Source organism: Caballeronia grimmiae (genome assembly GCF_000698555.1).
In the GTDB taxonomy this organism is placed as follows: Bacteria; Pseudomonadota; Gammaproteobacteria; order Burkholderiales; family Burkholderiaceae; genus Caballeronia; species Caballeronia grimmiae.
The window spans coordinates 1-17709 of record NZ_JFHE01000019.1 but is presented as its reverse complement, the minus strand read 5'-3'; the positions used below and the strand labels follow the sequence as shown (position 1 = coordinate 17709).

Genomic DNA, 17709 nt, shown 5'->3' with positions numbered 1-17709 from the left:
AAGAGGCGAGCGTCGAGCAAGCCTCAAGCAAGCGTCAATGACGACGCCAGTAAAGCACGAGACATCATCATGGCAACGCCGAACGCACACAAGGCACGCGTCGAACTCGCCGGGGGCATACGCGGTCCGGAAGTCGAGCGCGACTTCGAATTCACCGTAACGGACTTCGCCCGCATCCGCGAGCTGATTCACCGCCGCGCGGGCATCTCCCTGTCGGATCACAAGCGCGACATGGCCTACAGCCGGCTCGCGCGACGCCTGCGCGCATGCGGCCTGGATACCTTCAAGGAATATCTGGACCGCCTCGAATCGAACGACGACAGCGCCGAGTGGGAAGCCTTCGTCAACGCGCTGACGACCAACCTGACCGCGTTTTTCCGCGAGTCGCATCACTTCCCGATCCTCGCGGACTTCGTCAAGCGCCGTCAGCAGCCGGTGTCGGTATGGTGCTCGGCGGCATCGACGGGCGAGGAGCCGTATTCGATCGCGATGACGCTCGTCGAAGCGCTCGGCGAACAGGCCGCGCGCCACTGCACGGTGTACGCGAGCGATATCGACAGCCAGGTGCTCGCCAAGGCCGACGCGGGCGTGTACTCGCTCGATCAGGTCAAGGGGATGCCGGTGGAGCGCCTCAAGCGCTTCTTCCTGAAGGGCAAGGGCGCGCAAGCGGGCCTCGTCAAGGTGCGCCCTGAATTGCGCGCAATGGTGCAGTTCGGCCGCGTCAACCTGACCGACGCGCGCTACGACGTGAAAGGCCCGTTCGACGCGATCTTCTGCCGCAACGTGATGATCTATTTCGACAAGCCGACGCAGGGCCAGGTGCTCTCGCGCTTCGAGCCGCTGATGAAATCGGGCGGGCTGCTGTTCGCCGGACATTCGGAGAACTTCACGTATGTGTCGCAGGCGTTCAGGCTGCGCGGACAGACCGTCTACGAACTGACGCGCGACATGAAGCCGGCCGGCGCGGCGAAGTCCGCTCGCGCGCTCGCGGGAGAGCCGGCATGAGCGGATTGCCGATCGCGTCGAATCTCTATTTCGACAATCATTTTAAGAAGCCGGGCGTGAAGCTGCTGCCGAACGAGTTCTACATGACGAGCGAAGACATGGTGCTCGTGACCGTGCTCGGCTCGTGCGTGGCGGCGTGCATCAACGATCGCACGGCGGGTATCGGCGGGATGAATCACTTCATGCTGCCCGACGACGGCTCCGACCCGTCGCATGCTTCTTCGGATTCGATGCGCTACGGCGCGTACGCGATGGAAGTGCTCATCAACGAGCTCATCAAGCGCGGCGGACGCCGTGAGCGTTTCGAAGCGAAAGTGTTCGGCGGCGGCGCGGTGCTCGCGGGCATGACGACGATCAACATCGGCGATCGCAATTCGGAATTCGTGCGCCGCTATCTCGCGCTGGAGAAGATCCGCATCGTCGCGGAAGACTTGCAGGGCATGTATCCGCGCAAGGTCGCATTCATGCCGCGCACCGGACAGGTGATGGTCAAGAAGCTGAAGACGCAGCACGATCCGGTCGTCGTCGAACGCGAGCAGGCGCTCGTCACGCGCACGCCGGAAGAGCGCGCCGACCGGCTCGCGCGGGCACGGGCGCGTGTCGAACTGTTCAATGTCGATCGTGCGAAGGCGGCGGCTCCGGCCCCGGCGAACGCGAAGCCGCGTGTCGAGCTGTTCGGCACCGGCGCGGCGGGTGCGGCGAGCGCCACGCTGCGCAAGCCGCGCGTGGAACTGTTCGGCGCGCCGGGCGCGCTGCGCGGCATCAAGACGACGGAGGAAGCATGAGCAGCACGCCGAACACCCCGAAAATCAAGGTGCTGTGCGTCGACGATTCGGCGCTCGTGCGCAGCCTGATGACCGAGATCATCAACGCGCAGCCGGACATGCACGTCTGCGCGACCGCACCCGATCCACTCGTCGCGCGTGAACTGATCAAGCTGCACAACCCCGATGTGCTGACGCTCGACGTCGAAATGCCGCGCATGGACGGCCTCGACTTCCTCGAAAAGCTGATGCGCCTGCGGCCGATGCCGGTCGTGATGGTGTCGTCGCTGACGGAGCGCGGCAATGAAATCACGCTGCGCGCGCTGGAACTCGGCGCGGTCGATTTCGTGACCAAGCCGAAGGTCGGCATCCGCGACGGCATGCTCGACTACGCCGAAAAGCTTGCCGACAAGGTGCGCACGGCATCCCGGGCGCGCGTGCGGCAGATGACGCACGTGGCCGCCGCATCGGCGCATGCCGCGCCGAAGGTAACGCCGCATCTGAACAATCCGCTCGTTTCGACGGAAAAGCTCGTGATCGTCGGTGCATCGACGGGCGGCACCGAGGCGATTCGCGAAGTGCTCGTGCCGCTGCCGCCCGATGCACCCGCCGTGATGATCGCGCAGCACATGCCGCCGGGATTCACGAAGTCGTTCGCGCAGCGCCTGAACGGGCTGTGCCGCATCACGGTGAAGGAAGCGGAGCACGGCGAGCGGGTGTTGCCGGGCCATGCGTATATCGCGCCGGGCCACGCGCATCTGGTGCTCGCGCGAAGCGGGGCGAACTACGTCGCGCATCTTTCGGATGCAGCGCCGGTGAACCGCCATCGGCCGTCGGTGGATGTGCTGTTCCGCTCGGCGGCGCAGCACGCGGGCAAGAACGCGATCGGCGTGATCCTGACCGGCATGGGCCGCGACGGCGCGGCGGGCTTGCTCGAGATGCAGCAGGCGGGCGCGTACACGCTCGCACAGGACGAAGCAAGTTGCGTGGTGTTCGGCATGCCGCGCGAAGCAATTGCAATGGGCGGTGCGAGCGATATCGCGCCGCTTTCTGAAATGAGCCGCCGCGTGATGGCGCGGCTGGCATCGATGGGCGACCGCGTACAGCGCGTCTGATTTTTCGATTGAATGTGCGGCGTCGCCGCGTTGAAGAACACAAGGGAGTAGTGATGGACAAGAACATGAAGATCCTCGTCGTCGATGACTTTCCGACGATGCGCCGTATCGTGCGCAATCTGCTGAAAGAACTCGGCTATTCGAACGTCGACGAAGCGGAAGACGGCGCAGCGGGCCTCGCGCGTCTGCGCGGCGGCGGTTTCGACTTCGTGATCTCCGACTGGAACATGCCGAACCTCGACGGCCTCTCGATGCTGCAGCAGATTCGCGCCGACGCGGCGCTGTCGCATCTGCCGGTGCTGATGGTCACGGCGGAATCGAAGAAGGAGAACATCATCGCGGCGGCGCAGGCGGGCGCGAATGGTTATGTGGTGAAGCCGTTCACGGCGGCCACGCTCGACGAGAAGCTCAGCAAGATTCTCGAGAAGATGGCCAAAACGGGGAGCTGATCGTGAACGATCTGACCACTGAATTCGCTGCGGCGAGTGTCGAGAGTGACGGCGATCAGTCGAGCGACCGCATTCTCGCGCGCATCGGCCAGTTGACGCGCACGCTGCGCGACTCGATGCGCGAGCTTGGGCTCGACAAGCAGCTCGAAGCGGCGGCGGAAGCCGTGCCGGACGCCCGCGATCGCCTGAAGTACGTCGCGACGATGACCGAGCAGGCGGCGGACCGCGCGCTGAATGCGATCGAACTCGCCAAGCCGATGCAGGAAGCGATGCAGGCCGAAGCGCAGGCGCTCGATGCGCGCTGGGCGCAATGGTACGGCGCGCCGCTCGCGCAGGGCGAGGCGGCCGAGCTGCTCGCGCAGACGCGCAGTTTTCTGCAAGGCGTGCCGGAAAAGACTCAGGCGACCAACGCGCAACTGCTGGAGATCATGCTCGCGCAGGATTTCCAGGATTTGACGGGACAGGTCATCAAGAAGATCACGGATGTCGTGCATCTGATCGAGCAGCAATTGCTCGGCGTCCTGCTGGAAAACATCGCGCCGGAGCGCCGGGAGCAGTTCGCGGCATCGGCGGCGGCGCTGGTGTCGGCGAGCGCCGGCAACCCGGAATCGCTGCTCAACGGCCCGCAAATCAATCCGCAGGGACGCAGCGACGTCGTGCAGGATCAGTCGCAAGTCGACGATCTGCTCGCCAGCCTCGGCTTCTGAGACTTCCTGCCGGCTGTAGCCGGAGCCAAGCGGAGCGCATCGTTCGATGCGTTCCGCTTTGTCGCGTCTGCTCGTTCCGTCGATGGTTGCTTTTCGCAAACGATCGATATACTCGGAACTTTTCCTGGTCTTACGATTCCATTCTCAGCCACCGTTCGACACCCGCCCGGAAGCCAGTCTCGCGGGTTTGGCATACTGATGGCTACAGCGTTCATCACCGGTGCGCAGAAAAGCGGCGGAAACGTCGCCGAAACGTCATGGCCGCGCCGCCCTGAGGGGCCGCGCGAGGCACACATTCACAGGAACAGACAGGAGGCCCAGTGAAGGCACTGAAGCAGGCTCGTCATGGGCATCTCAAGGCGTCGTTGGCCTTGATCGCGGGGGTGGTCGGCGTATGCGCCGTCGTGCCCGCGCACGCGGGACTCGGCGGCGACCCGCTGAGCGCGCCGCAAGGCGCGACCACCGCGAAGGCGGTCGTGCATGCCGCCGCATCGGGCGCATCGGCCGCATCCGATTACACCGTCCGCACGACCACGCTCGCGAGCGGAACGGTCGTCAACGAATACGTGTCGTCGGCGGGTGCGGTGTTCGGCATCGCCTGGCGCGGGCCGCGCATGCCGGACCTCGCGACGCTGCTCGGCAGCTACTTTCCGCAGTATCAGCAGGGCCTGTTCGCGCAGCGCACCGCACGCGGCGGACGTGGCCCGGTGAGCGTCCAGGACTCGGGTCTCGTCGTGAACTCCGGCGGCCATATGGGTGCGTTCGTGGGAAGCGCGTACCTCCCGCAGTCTTTGCCCGCCGGCGTGTCCGCCAGCGACATTCAGTAAGCGACCGGAGAATCCGACATGCGTAGAACGACACTCGGCCCCGGCGCGGCTTCTTCCTCGCGCACCGGCAATGCAGTCCGCTGGTTCAGCGCGCTGTTTCTCGCGCTGACGCTTGCCGCATGCGGCGGCGGCGGCGACGATCATTCCAGCTCGAGCGGCGGCTCGTCGAGCGGTTCGGGCGGTTCGGGCGGCGGCTCGTCCAGCACGGCGAACGCACAGCCCACCGCCGCGAACGGCACGAACGCGGTGCCGATCACGGTCGACGCGGGCGTCGCCAATTTCGTCAACATCCCGAACGTCTCCGTGACGGTGTGCGCGCCCGGCACCAATGTTTGCCAGACCATTGACCACATTCAGCTCGATACGGCCTCGTTCGGCCTGCGCATCCTGAACTCGGCGGCGCAGTCGGTCATCGGCAGTCTGCCTAAGATCAGCACGGCGAACGGCGGGCAACTGGCCGAATGCGCCGGTTTCGCCGACGGCTATACGTGGGGCACGGTGCGTCAGGCCGACGTGCGCATGGGCACGGAAGTGGCGAGCGCGGTGCCGGTGCAGATCATCGGCGATCTCGATGCATCGGCGGCGCCGACGGGCCTGAACGGCTGTCCGTCCGGCAACGACGAAAATTCCACTGCCGATATCGGCGCGAACGGCATTCTGGGCATCGGGCCGGCAACCTACGATTGCGGCACGAACTGCGCAACCACCGCCCAGAACAGCATGTATTTCTCGTGCGCGAACGGCACGAACTGCACGGGGACGACGGTTCCGGTGGTGCAGCAAGTCACGAATCCGGTCACGAAGTTTCCCGTCGACAACAACGGCGTGATCCTTCAATTGCCGCCGGTGCCGGATACCGGTGCGGCGAGCGCGACCGGCACGCTGGTCTTCGGCATCGGCACGCAGAGCAACAACGCGCTGACCGGCGTGACGAAGCTCGGCACCGATACGTTCGGCGACCTCACCGGCACGTACAAGGGCGCGACGCTGCAGACGTTCTTCGATTCGGGATCGAACGGTCTGTTCTTCCAGGACAACTTCCCGCTGTGTTCCAGTTCGAGCGTGTTCTATTGCCCGAGTTCGGAGCAGTCGCTTTCGGCGACGGTGAAGGGAAGCGGAGGCAACACGGCGACGGTGCCGTTCAGCGTCGTGAGCGCGCGCACCCTGACTTCGGGCGGCGGCAAGTATGCGTTCAACAGCCTCGCGGGTCATCTCGGAATGACCGGATACTTCGACTTCGGCTTGCCGTTCTTCTTCGGGCGACACGTCTACGTCGGATACGACCTGCCGAACAGTCCGCCGTACGTGGCGTTCTAAAACTGCGCGGGCGGCGTCGAATTAGCCGCCCCGTGCAGAGGACGAAAAAAAATCCGGCCGTCAGGCCGGATTTTTTTCGCCCAGTCGAGCATTGAGCCGGTTACTGAGCCGACTGATTCCCGCGCGGTTTGCGGGGCGCGCGCTCGAAAACCGCGTCGTAAAGCCAGCGCGGCAGCACATGCAGCAGCATGCCGACGATGCGCATCTGCCACGGAAACGTCGCGTAACGCACCTTGCGGGCGATCGCATCCGCGGTTTTCGCGGCGAAGCGGTCGGCGTCCATCAGAAACGGCATCGGATACGGGTTGCCCGCCGTCATCTCCGTGCGAACGTAGCCCGGCGCGATGGTGACGACCGCAACGCCCTGCGGCCTCAGTTCCACGCGCAACGATTCCAGATACTTCGCCGCCGCCGATTTCGATGCGCTATAAGCGCCCGAGCCCGGCAGCCCGCGCACGCCGGCGACGCTCGCAATGCCGACGAGCGTGCCGCGCCGCGCCGCCGTCATCGACGCGACGAACGGCTCGAACGTCGCGACCATGCCGAAGTAGTTCACGTCCATCACCGCGCGAAACGTCTCCAGTTCGCCGTGTCCGGTCAGCGCGCCCTGGCTGATGCCCGCGTTCGCGATCACGATATCCGGCGTGCCGTGATCCGCGATGAAGCGGCGCGCGGCATCGGCGATCGCTTCGGGATCGCGGACATCGGCGGGGTAGAGAGAGAGGGATGCTGCGGGATGGCGCGCCGCGAATGCCGCAAGCGCATCTGCGCGCCGGGCGACGAGGCCGATCACGGCCCCGCGCTTCACGTATTCTTCGGCCAGCGCTTGGCCGATTCCACTCGACGCGCCGGTAATGAAAACCTTCAAAGAACCTGCGTTCATACCGGCTTCTGCGTAGTTACATTTTCTTGGCGCGGACTTGCTGGACGAGGAAGTCCATCACCTGCGTCGTGCCTTCCAGGCTGTTCGTCTGCGCCGGGCCCGTGACGTACTTGCCCTGCACGATGACCGTCGGCACGCCGTCGATCTTGTAGTCCTGCTGCAGCTTGGCGTCGCGCTTGATGTCGCTTTGCGTCGAGAACGAATTGTACGCATCCATGTACTTCTTCTTGTCGACGCCTTGCGTCGCGAGGAAGTCGGCCTGCGCCTGAGGCGTCAGCAGGTAGTTCTTCTTCACGTGGATTTCATTGAAGACGGCCGGCGTGACCTTCTCCGCGACGCCGAGCGCCACGAGCGCGTGATACATCTTCGAATGCGGAATGAAGTCGTCACGGAACGCCACCGGCACGCGCTTGAACACGACATCCGGACCCTGCTTCTTTTCCCACGCTTCAAGATACGGCTCGAATTCGTTGCAGTGCGGGCAGCCGTACCAGAAGAACTCGATGACTTCGATCTTGCCGGCTTCGGCGCCAGCCGGCTGCGGCGCCTGCAACACCGTGTAGTCCTTGCCTGCGGCAGGAGCGGCGGATGCCACGTCCGCGACGCTCAACGACGCGGCGGCGATGCCGAGGGAAAAGGCGAGGGCGCTGAACAGTTTTTTCATGATCGGAAAGAGAGCGAAGGAGCAGGTGATGGCAACGTAGCAGCCGCGTAAAAGGCCCATAAGTGGGACATACGACGCTTAAACCAGGCTTAAGGCTGCACGCCGCTCTTGGTCTCGCCCGCGCAGCTTTCGTGCGGCGGCGCGGGCGAGGTCATGCATGGACGAGCTTATTGCTTCGAGAAGCGGATCACGGCGGTATCGACGCCCGCATCGGACAGGCGCTGACGCGCCGTGTTCATGTCCTCGAACTTCGCGAACGGACCAATACGCACGCGATAGTACGTCACACCGCCCGCATCACGCTGCGTCACCTTCGATTCGAAGCCCTGGAAGCCGAGACGCGCACGCTGCTGTTCGGCATCGGATTGCGTCTTGTATGCGCCGACTTGCAGGAAGTAGCCGGTGTTCACGTCGCCGGGAGCGGGCGGCGTGGTCTTCGCGGTGGCGGGCGGGGCGCTGCCGGCCTTCGGCGGCGTGGAGGCGGTCGGCGAACTCGTCGAGCCGTTCGTGCCCGGCGCCGCTTCAGGCTTTTTCGCGATGGCCGCGCTGCCGCTCTTCGGCGCGGAAGCCGTCGAGCCGATGGTCGGCGGGACTTCGACGATCTGCGGTTCGTCGAGCATGCCCGACGACTGCGTCTGATTGTTGCTCTGGCCGGGCGCGGTGTTCGGCGGCGTCGGTTGCGCGGCTTGCGGCACCGGCTGGCCGGGCGTCTTGCCTTGCAGCGGACGGTTCGGGTCGTACGGCTGCGCAGCGGGCGCGGACGAGCTCTCCGATGCCGGCGGCGCTACCTTCGCCACGAACGGCGTCGGCGCGCGAGTGATGTACAGCGCGACGATCACGGCGATCGCGAGTCCGACGATCAGACCCAGCACGATGCCGAGAAAGGTTCCCCCCGTTTGCTTCGATTGCGACTGCTTCGACGTGCGGCGTGGTGTTGCCATCGTATGAATAACCTGCAAAAAAGTCTTCGAGTTGGCCGACGATTATAGCGGTCGCGTCACGCGCGCCCGCGCCATGCTCGCGTCCGGGCACGCCCTGTAGTCATAAAGTTACAGGGCGCGCGACAGGAGCGGAGATGCGCTTACATCTTCTGCGGTGCGGACACGCCGATGGTCGCGAGACCGTTTTCGAGCACCTGGCGCGTGGCCGCGAGCAGCGCGATGCGGGCCGTGCGCTCTTTCTCTTCGTCGACCAGCACGCGCTCGGCATTGTAGAACGAGTGAAATTCGCCAGCGAGGTCGCGCAGATAGAACGCGACGGCGTGCGGCGCGAGTTCGTCGGCGGCGTGCGCGAGCATCTCCGGATACTCGGCGAGCTTGTTGAGCAGCGCCATCGCGCGATCGCTCGCGAGCGGCGACAGGTCCGCCTTCGCCGCTTGCGCGATGTCGCCGGCGTAGCGGTCCTTCCAGTCGCTCAGAATCGTGCAGATGCGCGCGTGCGCGTATTGCACGTAGTACACCGGGTTCTCGTCGTTCTGCTTCAGCGCGAGATCGATGTCGAACACGAATTCGGTGTCCGCCTTGCGCGAGATCAGGAAGAAGCGCACGGCGTCGCGGCCGCGGCGGATCGTGTCTTCGTCGAGTTGATCGGGCGCGGCTTCGCTGCCCGGCGTCATGCCGCCCGACCATTCGATCAGATCGCGCACGGTCACATAGCTGCCCGCGCGCTTCGAGATCTTCACTTCCTGACCGTCGCGCATGACGGTCACCATCTTGTGCAGCACGTAATCGGGATAACCCTTCGGGATGCCGATGCCGAGTCCCTGCAAGCCGGCGCGCACGCGAGCGATCGTACCGTGATGGTCCGAGCCCTGAATGTTGATGACCTTGGTGAAGCCGCGCCGCCACTTCGTGACGTGGTAGGCGACGTCCGGCACGAAGTAGGTGTACGTGCCGTCGGACTTGCGCATGACGCGGTCCTTGTCGTCGCCGTCGTCGGTGGTGCGCAGCCACAGCGCGCCGTCCTGCTCGTAGGTCTTGCCGGCATCGATCAGCGCCTGCACCGTCTCTTCGACGCGGCCTTCCTTGTACAGCGACGACTCCAGATAGAACTGATCGAACTTCACGCCGAACGCGGTCAGGTCCATGTCCTGTTCGTGACGCAGATAAGCGACCGCGAACGTTCGGATGGCTTCGAGATCGTCGACGTCGCCACGGCCCTTGACCGGCTCGCCGTCCTTCGCCGCGACGGTCGCGCCCGCCATGTAGTCACGCGCGATGTCCGCGATGTATTCGCCGTTGTACGCTGCTTCGGGCCACTCGGCGTCGCCGGGCTTGAAGCCGCGCGCGCGCGCCTGCGTCGAAATCGCGAGATTGCCGATCTGCACGCCGGCGTCGTTGTAGTAGAACTCGCGATGCACGTCGTAGCCTTGCGTCGCGAGCAGGTTCGACAGCGCGTCGCCGAGCGCGGCCTGGCGGCCGTGGCCGACGTGCAGCGGTCCGGTCGGATTCGCCGACACGAATTCGACGAGCACGTGCCTGCCCGCGTCGCGCGTCGAGCGACCGAAGGCGGCGGCATCGTCGAGCACCGCCGGGATCACGTCTTGCTTGGCCTTCGCGGCGAGACGCAGATTGATGAAGCCCGGACCCGCGACTTCGGCGCTCTCGACCAGCCCCTTCGCGTCCGGATGCGCGAGCAGGGCATCGACGATCTGCTGCGCGAGTTGACGCGGATTCGCGCGCAGCGGCTTCGCGAGTTGCATCGCGACATTCGACGCCACGTCGCCATGCGCGGCAACCTTTGGCCGTTCGAGGACGATCGCAGGTGCGATGAAGGCGGCTTCAGTCGCGCCTTGCGTGGATTGCGCGACCTGCTTGACCGCGTCGGAGATGAGCGTTTCCAGGATTTCTTTGTGTGCGGGCAGCATGCTGAATGTGATCCGGTGAAGCGGGTGCGGATGCGAAGAATGAAGGCGAAGCGAGACGCCATGCGACGCGGCTTCGGAGCCAACCGCCTGGTGAAGAACCACGCGAAACGACGCGAAACCACGCGCGATTCGAGCGTGAGACATTGCTAAACCGGGAGTTTAGCAAATGCTAAACTGTCTAAAGAGGGTGGCTGTCAGCGAAGAACAGGCTCGTCGGCGCTTGCAACAGGATTTGCATAGAAAGCCGGCTGTCATCCAACAAAAGGAAAGGACCTTCCCATGCTGATTACATTCAAGACCATGGCTGCACCCGATGTCATGATGCTCGATAACCTCGCGGAGTATTTGCTTGGCATCATCGGCAAGCCTCTGTCGGAGCGGGGCGTCATTACGCCGGCCGAACTGCCCGTCGCCATTCAGAAGCTCGAAGTGGCCATCGTGACCGACAAGCGAGAGCGCGCCGAACATGACGGGCATTTCCATGAAGGCGAGGCGGGCCACGATCCGCATGAGATTCCCATCGGACTCGCGCAGCGCGCCTATCCGTTTCTGGACATGCTTCGGCTTGCGCAGAAAGAGAACAAGGACATTCTCTGGGGCGTGTGACGCCTGACTCGCATCGTCAGCAGCGCGAAAAAAACCCGCATCGGCAACGAACGATGCGGGTTTTCTTTTTTTCAGCTATGAAGCGTGCGCTTACTGCGACTGGCCGCCTTCTGCCGGCGCCGGCTTGGCCGTCGTGGGCTTCTTCGGCTTCTTGGGCTTCTTCTTGTGCTCCGTTTGCGGCGGCGAGTAGGACGAAGCCTCGGTGCTGCTGGCCTGTGCAAAGGCAGCCGAACCCGACGCAGCGAACACAGCAGCAGCGATCGAAACGGCTACGGCGGACGTCATCTTCTTCATGCGACTTTCTCCGTGACGAAAGAATGCGTGGCCGTCGTCGTGACGGCCTATCGCGGCTACCAGTCTACGGAAATCAAAATGTTCCCGCCGAAAGCCTGCCTGTTTCCGGCTATCACGCGCGGAATATGTTGCGTGTGCGCAATCAACGAAGCGGCGCGAGCGCCCGTTCCGCATCCGACGACGATATCGCCATGCGCTCGGCGAAACTCTGCACCTGATCGTCACCGATCTTGCCGACCGAAAAGTACGTGCTGTCCGGATGCGCGAGGTAGAAGCCCGACACGCTGGCGGCCGGCAACATCGCCAGCGATTCGGTGACGCTCATGCCGAGTTCATCCGCCTGAAGCACTTCGAACATATCGCGCTTGACGAGGTGATCCGGGCACGCCGGATAACCCGGCGCGGGCCGGATGCCGACGTACTTTTCCGCGATCAGCGCTTCGTTGTCGAGCGTTTCGTCCGAGGCATAGCCCCACAGTTCGCGACGCACGCGCGCATGCAGCGCTTCGGCGAATGCTTCCGCGAAACGGTCGGCGAGGGCCTTCAGCATGATCGCGCTGTAGTCGTCGTGATCGGCTTCGAACTGCTGCTCCTTCTTGTCGACGCCGAGCCCGGCCGTGACCGCGAACAGGCCGATGTAGTCCTTCACGCCCGATTCCTTCGGCGCGATGAAGTCGGCCAGCGAGCGATTCGGACGCATCACGCCATCGACGACCGGACGCACGCTTTGCTGCCGCAGATTGCGCCACGTCATTGCCACTTGCGAGCGCGATTCGTCCGTGTAGATTTCGATGTCGTCGTCGTTGACGGTGTTGGCCGGCAGCAGCATGACGACGCCGTTTGCCGTCAGCCAGCGGCCCTGGATGATGCGCGAAAGCATCGACTTGCCGTCCGAGAACACGCGCCGCGCCGATTCGCCGACGATCTCGTCGTTGAGAATCGCGGGATACGGGCCGGCCAGATCCCACGTCTGGAAGAACGGCGCCCAGTCGATGTACTTCGCCAGTTCCGCGAGGTCGTATTTGCGAAACACGCGCCGCCCGATGAAGCTCGGCTTCTTGGGCGTGTACGCGGTCCAGTCGATCTTCGTCTTGTTCGCGCGCGCCTCGGCGTAGGTGACCATCGGCTGCGCCTTCTTGTTCGCGTGCTGATAGCGGATGCGTTCGTAGTCGCTCTTGAGTTCGTCGAGATAGCGCGCAGCCCCCTCGTCCGACAACAGGCTCGACGCGACCGACACCGAACGCGACGCATCCGGCACATAGACCACCGGCCCCTCGTAGTGCGGCGCGATCTTGACGGCGGTATGCACGCGCGAGGTCGTCGCGCCGCCGATCAGAAGCGGCGTCTGCTTGCCGCGGAAGTATTCGTCGCGCTGCATTTCGGACGCGACGTAGGCCATCTCTTCGAGGCTCGGCGTGATGAGCCCCGACAGGCCGATGATGTCCGCGCCTTCTTCCTTCGCCTTCTGCAGGATGGTCGCGCAGGGCACCATCACGCCCATGTTGACCACTTCGAAGTTATTGCACTGGAGCACCACCGACACGATGTTCTTGCCGATGTCGTGCACATCGCCCTTGACGGTCGCGATGACGATCTTGCCCTTCGAGCGCACGTCCGCGCCGGCATCGGCCATGCGCTTCTTCTCTTCTTCGATGAACGGAATCAGGTGCGCCACCGCCTGCTTCATCACGCGCGCCGACTTCACGACTTGCGGCAGGAACATCTTGCCCGCGCCGAACAGGTCGCCGACGATGTTCATGCCGTCCATCAGCGGACCTTCGATCACGTTGATCGGGCGGCCGCCAGCCTGCTCGATCTTCGCGCGCACTTCCTCGGTATCTTCGACGATGAAATTCGTGATGCCGTGCACGAGCGCATGCGAAAGACGCTGCTCGACCGGCTGATTGCGCCATTCGAGGTTCTCTTCCTTCTTCGCCGCGCCGGTCTTGAACTTGTCGGCGATCTCGAGCAGACGATCGGTCGCGTCTTCGCGGCGGTTGAGCACGACGTCTTCGACCCGCTCGCGCAGCTCGGCGTCCAGATCGGCATACACGCCGAGCTGTCCGGCGTTGACGATGCCCATGTCCATGCCGGCCTGAATCGCGTGATACAGGAACACCGTATGGATGGCTTCGCGCACCGGATCATTGCCGCGAAACGAGAACGACACGTTAGATACGCCGCCGCTGACCTTCGCGTACGGCAGGTTCCGCTTGATCCAGCGCGTCGCGTTGATGAAATCGACCGCGTAGTTGTTGTGCTCTTCGATGCCCGTCGCGATGGCGAAGATGTTCGGATCGAAGATGATGTCTTCGGGCGCGAAGCCCACTTCGTTCACGAGGATCTCGTAGCAGCGCTTGCAGATTTGCGTCTTGCGCTCGAAGGTATCGGCCTGGCCTTGCTCGTCAAAGGCCATTACGACGGCGGCCGCGCCGTAGCGGCGGATCAGGTTCGCGTGATGGCGGAACGCGTCTTCGCCTTCCTTCAGCGAGATGGAATTTACGATGGCCTTGCCTTGCACGCACTTGAGACCCGCTTCGATCACCTCGAACTTCGACGAGTCGATCATGATTGGCACGCGGGCGATGTCAGGCTCCGATGCGATGAGATTCAGAAAGCGCACCATGGCGGCTTTCGAATCGAGCATGGCCTCGTCCATGTTGACGTCGATGACCTGCGCGCCGTTTTCGACCTGCTGACGCGCGACGGCAAGGGCTTCGTCGAACTGGCCGTTCAGGATCATGCGCGCGAACGCCTTCGAGCCTGTCACGTTCGTGCGCTCGCCGACGTTGATGAAAAGCGAGCCGTCGGTGACGTTGAACGGCTCGAGGCCGGAAAGACGCATCGTGTGATCGGTCATTGTCTTGTCTCTCTGATGTCAGGCGGCGTCGCGGTACTGAGCGGGAAAGGGGCGCGGCTTCACGTCCGCCAGCGCCTTCGCAATCTCCGCGATATGCTCCGGCGTCGTCCCGCAGCACCCGCCCGCCAGATTCACCAGACCGGCTTCGGCGAATTCCTTCAGCAATCCCGACGTCACGTCCGGCGTCTCGTCGAAGCCGGTATCGCTCATCGGGTTCGGCAGGCCCGCGTTCGGATAGCACGACACGAAGGTGTCGCACAGCTTCGCCAGTTCCGCGATGTACGGACGCATCAGCGCCGCACCCAATGCGCAGTTCAGCCCGAACGTGAGCGGCTTCGCATGACGCAGCGAGTTCCAGAACGCCTCGACCGTTTGCCCCGAGAGAATGCGCCCCGATGCATCGGTGACGGTGCCTGAAATCATGATCGGCACGAGTTCGCCGGTGTCCTCGAACAGTTCATCGAGTGCGAAGAGGGCGGCCTTGGCGTTCAGCGTGTCGAAGATGGTTTCCACTAGAAACAGATCGCAGCCCGCATCGAGCAGCGCCTTGGCCTGCTCGTAATAGGTATTGCGCAGCTCGTCGAAGGTGACGTTGCGTGCGCCCGGATCGTTGACGTCCGGAGAAATGCTCGCGGTCTTCGGCGTCGGTCCGATCGCGCCGGCGACGAAGCGCGGCTTGTCGGGCGTCGAGAAGGTATCGCAGGCTTCGCGCGCGAGCTTCGCCGATGCGAGGTTCATTTCGGCCGCGAGCTCTTCCATGCCGTAATCGGCCTGCGCCACGCGCGTCGCGCCGAAGGTGTTCGTCTCGATGATGTCCGCGCCCGCAGCGAGATACTTGTCGTGAATCTCGCGGATGATCTGCGGCTGCGTGATCGACAGCAACTCGTTGTTGCCTTTGATATCGCGGTCGTAATCCTTGAAGCGCTCGCCGCGATAAGCGGCTTCATCGAGCTTGTAGCGCTGGATCATGGTGCCCATCGCGCCATCGAGAATGAGGATGCGCCGTTGCAAAAGCGCGGGCAGCGCGGCGCCGCGCGTGTATTCGCGCTTGGGCGATTTCACGCCCGACGGACTCGGATTGGCGTTCTGGTTCATGACGGACAGGCCCTGTACCGGATGATGAAATAGTCCGTCATTGTAGCCGCAGCGAAGGGCAGTCGCTCTGCGCGGGACACCCGGAGGCGTGTGTACGACGTACAAAAAAAGAACCCCGCCGATGAGGGACGGGGTCTTTCTGGCGTGTCGCTTGTTTGCCTTGCTGCATGGCTTGCCCGATCGCCGGCAAGCAGTGACGGCGCCCGGCGCACGAAGCGCCTGGGCGGCGGATCAGTGGAGGACGACTGGTTGCGTCATCAAGATGTCGAACTGGCCAAGAAATTCATCGACATCTTCGAGCGATGGTTCTTCCTCGATCAGCTTTTGCACGTGCTCGCGAAACTTTTCGGCGAGCGCACCGTCGATGAAGATCTCCCGTTGCGTGTTCTTGTCGACGATTTCGTAACCGCCCGACATCATCGCGAGATGGTTGTCCTGCGGCGGAAATTCGACGACGCAATAGTTAGGGCTGTTGTAGATCATTTGCATGGCGACACTCCTTATTCCTTTTGCTCCTGGCAAACCTGCATCCTAAGTGGAGCGACGGGGTGGGAATTCAAGGGGTGGCCTCGACGTGATGCCGGTTTTATCGAGGCTATTTCTTGTGATACAAGCTCAGGCGGGTCCGCGCAAGAACGCATCCAGCAATGCGCAAAAACGCTGTGACACCTCGACCGGAGACAGATGTGCCGCATTCAGTAACTCGAATTGCGCGCCCGGCACAGTGTCGGCGATCAGTTTGGATTCAGCATGCGGCGTGCCATTGTCCTGTTCACCGGCCACGACGAGCGTGCGTTTCGCTATGGACGCAAGCTCGGCGCGCGCATCGAAACGGCTCAGCGCCTCGGCTGCACGCGCAAAACCCTCAGCGGGCGTGTTGGCTATCGTTTCAGCAATCTGCTCGATGACTTCCGGATGCGCCTTGCGGAACTCCGCAGTGAACCAGCGCTCGAGCGTTGGTTCCACGATACCGGCTATTCCGCTTTCGCGCACGGACGCCGCGCGTTGCAGGAAGGTCGGGCGCGCTTCCTCACGAATGAAGGCGGGCGCGCCGACGACCGTCAGCGAATCCACTTTGTCCGCATGGTTGATTGCGAACTTCTGCGCGACCATTCCGCCAATCGACAAGCCGACGACATGCGTCGACGGCGCGCCGAGCCGGTCGAGTAGTTCGGAGAGATCATCGGCAAGATCGTCGATGGTGAAGGCATCCGGCGACACCGCCGTGTGCCCGTGGCCGCGCAGGTCGTAACGCAACACGGTGTAACTGTCGCGGAAATAACCGGCCATCTGGTCCCAGACCGACAAATCGCCCGCAAGCTGATGAATGAACGTCAGCCAGGGGCCGCCGCCTTCGTTGTCGAGTACGTACCGCGTGTCGATGCCATTGATGTTCAACTGCATATCGGCTCCGGTGAAAGTGCTTGTCCGCGTGTGGATGCGTGCTTCGACGCGCCGCCTCACGGCCGGATTTCGGGATTCGGGGCGGGCGCGGTTTCTTCAGATGCATCCCGCGTGCCCGGAGCCTCCGGCTCGACGGCAGCGGTCGGCGTCTGGAGCTTGCCGGCCCACAGCATTTCGACCTCCAAGCCGTTCGGCTCCGTTTGCAGAATCCGCACGGGCAGCCAGCCTAGGGCGGGGGCGAGCCATACATCGAGCTTGCGGCGGTCGCCTTCGCGGCGCGGCAGGCGCGTGAAATGCCGCGCGGTCACGTATCCGTCGCGCGCTTGCACCGTTTCGTCGCCGACGGTTTCCATCGGCCAGATTTCGCTGCTGTCGTTGTCCGCGACGCTGAACTGGCGCGTGACGCCCGGCTTGTACACGTCGGGTGCGCCGCGCACGAGACTCGTCAACTGCATGACGACGCTGAAGCGGTCCTGCGCGCCGTCGGCGAGCGGCTGGCTGTTCGGCGTGCGCGTGTAGACGATCTGCTTGGTATCGCGGTTGAAGATGGCGATATCGGCGGCGCGGCGGCCGCGTTGCTCCGAATACTGTTCCGGGGCGATGCCAAACGCATCGATATGGCCCTTGCTCGAATACACGAACGGCCCGACGAACGGCAGCGGAATAGAGACGACCATCTCGTAGCGCTGACCGTCGTTGGCCCAGTGGATCGTGCCGGTCTGATTCATCACGCCGTTGACGAGCGTGTCGTAGCGCAACTCGCCGGTTAGCGGGACGTTGATCTTGTCGCCCGATGCGGCTGCGGGCGCTTGCGATGCGGATGCCGACGCCGACGCCGACGCCGACGCCGACG

At 63.7% G+C, this 17709-nt stretch carries 18 protein-coding genes; 8 read left to right on the top strand and 10 right to left on the bottom strand.

Annotated elements, in window-relative coordinates:
• Positions 1 to 69: 69 nt before the first annotated feature.
• The 7 genes from BG57_RS18910 to BG57_RS18880 all read left to right on the top strand — a co-directional run bounded on the left by BG57_RS18910 (position 70) and on the right by BG57_RS18880 (position 6184).
• Positions 70 to 1005: a CheR family methyltransferase gene (locus BG57_RS18910; RefSeq protein WP_152562643.1), complete on the top strand. Its 936-nt coding sequence runs from the start codon at positions 70 to 72 to the stop codon at positions 1003 to 1005.
• Positions 1002 to 1790 (top strand): chemoreceptor glutamine deamidase CheD, encoded by a 789-nt coding sequence (gene cheD / locus BG57_RS18905; protein ID WP_035967107.1) that lies wholly within the window; start codon positions 1002 to 1004, stop codon positions 1788 to 1790. The genes BG57_RS18910 and cheD overlap by 4 nt, the downstream gene beginning before the upstream one ends.
• Positions 1787 to 2884 (top strand): protein-glutamate methylesterase/protein-glutamine glutaminase, encoded by a 1098-nt coding sequence (locus tag BG57_RS18900; RefSeq protein WP_035967105.1) that lies wholly within the window; start codon positions 1787 to 1789, stop codon positions 2882 to 2884. The genes cheD and BG57_RS18900 overlap by 4 nt, the downstream gene beginning before the upstream one ends.
• A gap of 53 nt (positions 2885 to 2937) precedes the next feature.
• The gene (cheY, locus tag BG57_RS18895) at positions 2938 to 3333 is read left to right on the top strand and encodes a chemotaxis response regulator CheY (protein ID WP_035967103.1); all 396 of its coding nucleotides are present in this window, start codon (positions 2938 to 2940) and stop codon (positions 3331 to 3333) included.
• A gap of 2 nt (positions 3334 to 3335) precedes the next feature.
• A complete protein-coding gene (gene cheZ / locus BG57_RS18890) occupies positions 3336 to 4040 on the top strand; it encodes a protein phosphatase CheZ (protein WP_035967101.1) in 705 nt (234 codons plus the stop codon).
• A gap of 320 nt (positions 4041 to 4360) precedes the next feature.
• On the top strand, positions 4361 to 4867 hold the full coding sequence (locus tag BG57_RS18885; protein ID WP_081850940.1) for a DUF2844 domain-containing protein: 507 nt from the start codon (positions 4361 to 4363) through the stop codon (positions 4865 to 4867).
• A gap of 18 nt (positions 4868 to 4885) precedes the next feature.
• Positions 4886 to 6184 (top strand): DUF3443 domain-containing protein, encoded by a 1299-nt coding sequence (locus tag BG57_RS18880; RefSeq protein WP_035967099.1) that lies wholly within the window; start codon positions 4886 to 4888, stop codon positions 6182 to 6184.
• A 100-nt stretch (positions 6185 to 6284) separates the two neighbouring features.
• Here BG57_RS18880 and BG57_RS18875 read toward each other — a convergent pair whose 3' ends face one another.
• The 4 genes from BG57_RS18875 to argS all read right to left on the bottom strand — a co-directional run bounded on the left by BG57_RS18875 (position 6285) and on the right by argS (position 10597).
• Positions 6285 to 7067 carry an SDR family oxidoreductase gene (locus BG57_RS18875; RefSeq protein ID WP_035967097.1) on the bottom strand — a complete coding sequence of 261 codons (783 nt, stop codon included), beginning with the start codon at positions 7065 to 7067 and terminating at the stop codon, positions 6285 to 6287.
• A gap of 16 nt (positions 7068 to 7083) precedes the next feature.
• Positions 7084 to 7731 (bottom strand): thiol:disulfide interchange protein DsbA/DsbL, encoded by a 648-nt coding sequence (locus tag BG57_RS18870; RefSeq protein ID WP_035967095.1) that lies wholly within the window; start codon positions 7729 to 7731, stop codon positions 7084 to 7086.
• A gap of 167 nt (positions 7732 to 7898) precedes the next feature.
• Entirely contained in the window at positions 7899 to 8672 is a 774-nt protein-coding gene (locus BG57_RS18865; protein WP_035967094.1) for an SPOR domain-containing protein, read from the bottom strand.
• 140 nt (positions 8673 to 8812) lie between these two features.
• Positions 8813 to 10597 (bottom strand): arginine--tRNA ligase, encoded by a 1785-nt coding sequence (argS, locus tag BG57_RS18860; RefSeq protein ID WP_035967223.1) that lies wholly within the window; start codon positions 10595 to 10597, stop codon positions 8813 to 8815.
• Between the two features lie 279 nt (positions 10598 to 10876).
• On the opposite strand from argS, the gene BG57_RS18855 reads away from it, so the two are divergent.
• Entirely contained in the window at positions 10877 to 11203 is a 327-nt protein-coding gene (locus BG57_RS18855; RefSeq protein ID WP_035967092.1) for a DUF1840 domain-containing protein, read from the top strand.
• Positions 11204 to 11293: 90 nt separating this feature from the next.
• Here BG57_RS18855 and BG57_RS18850 read toward each other — a convergent pair whose 3' ends face one another.
• From BG57_RS18850 to BG57_RS18825, 6 genes are all read right to left on the bottom strand, one after another.
• Complete coding sequence (locus tag BG57_RS18850; protein WP_052005886.1) at positions 11294 to 11497, bottom strand: hypothetical protein; 204 nt, start codon at positions 11495 to 11497, stop codon at positions 11294 to 11296.
• A 142-nt stretch (positions 11498 to 11639) separates the two neighbouring features.
• Positions 11640 to 14357 carry a methionine synthase gene (metH, locus tag BG57_RS18845; RefSeq protein ID WP_035967091.1) on the bottom strand — a complete coding sequence of 906 codons (2718 nt, stop codon included), beginning with the start codon at positions 14355 to 14357 and terminating at the stop codon, positions 11640 to 11642.
• 18 nt (positions 14358 to 14375) lie between these two features.
• A complete protein-coding gene (locus tag BG57_RS18840) occupies positions 14376 to 15452 on the bottom strand; it encodes a homocysteine S-methyltransferase family protein (protein ID WP_035967090.1) in 1077 nt (358 codons plus the stop codon).
• 231 nt (positions 15453 to 15683) lie between these two features.
• Entirely contained in the window at positions 15684 to 15941 is a 258-nt protein-coding gene (locus BG57_RS18835) for a BTH_I0359 family protein (protein ID WP_035967089.1), read from the bottom strand.
• Positions 15942 to 16067: 126 nt separating this feature from the next.
• Positions 16068 to 16856, bottom strand: a complete 789-nt coding sequence (locus tag BG57_RS18830; protein ID WP_035967088.1) for an alpha/beta fold hydrolase — start codon at positions 16854 to 16856, stop codon at positions 16068 to 16070.
• Between the two features lie 56 nt (positions 16857 to 16912).
• The coding region (locus tag BG57_RS18825; RefSeq protein ID WP_035967087.1) for a DUF3108 domain-containing protein at positions 16913 to 17709 on the bottom strand (797 nt) is incomplete at its 5' end.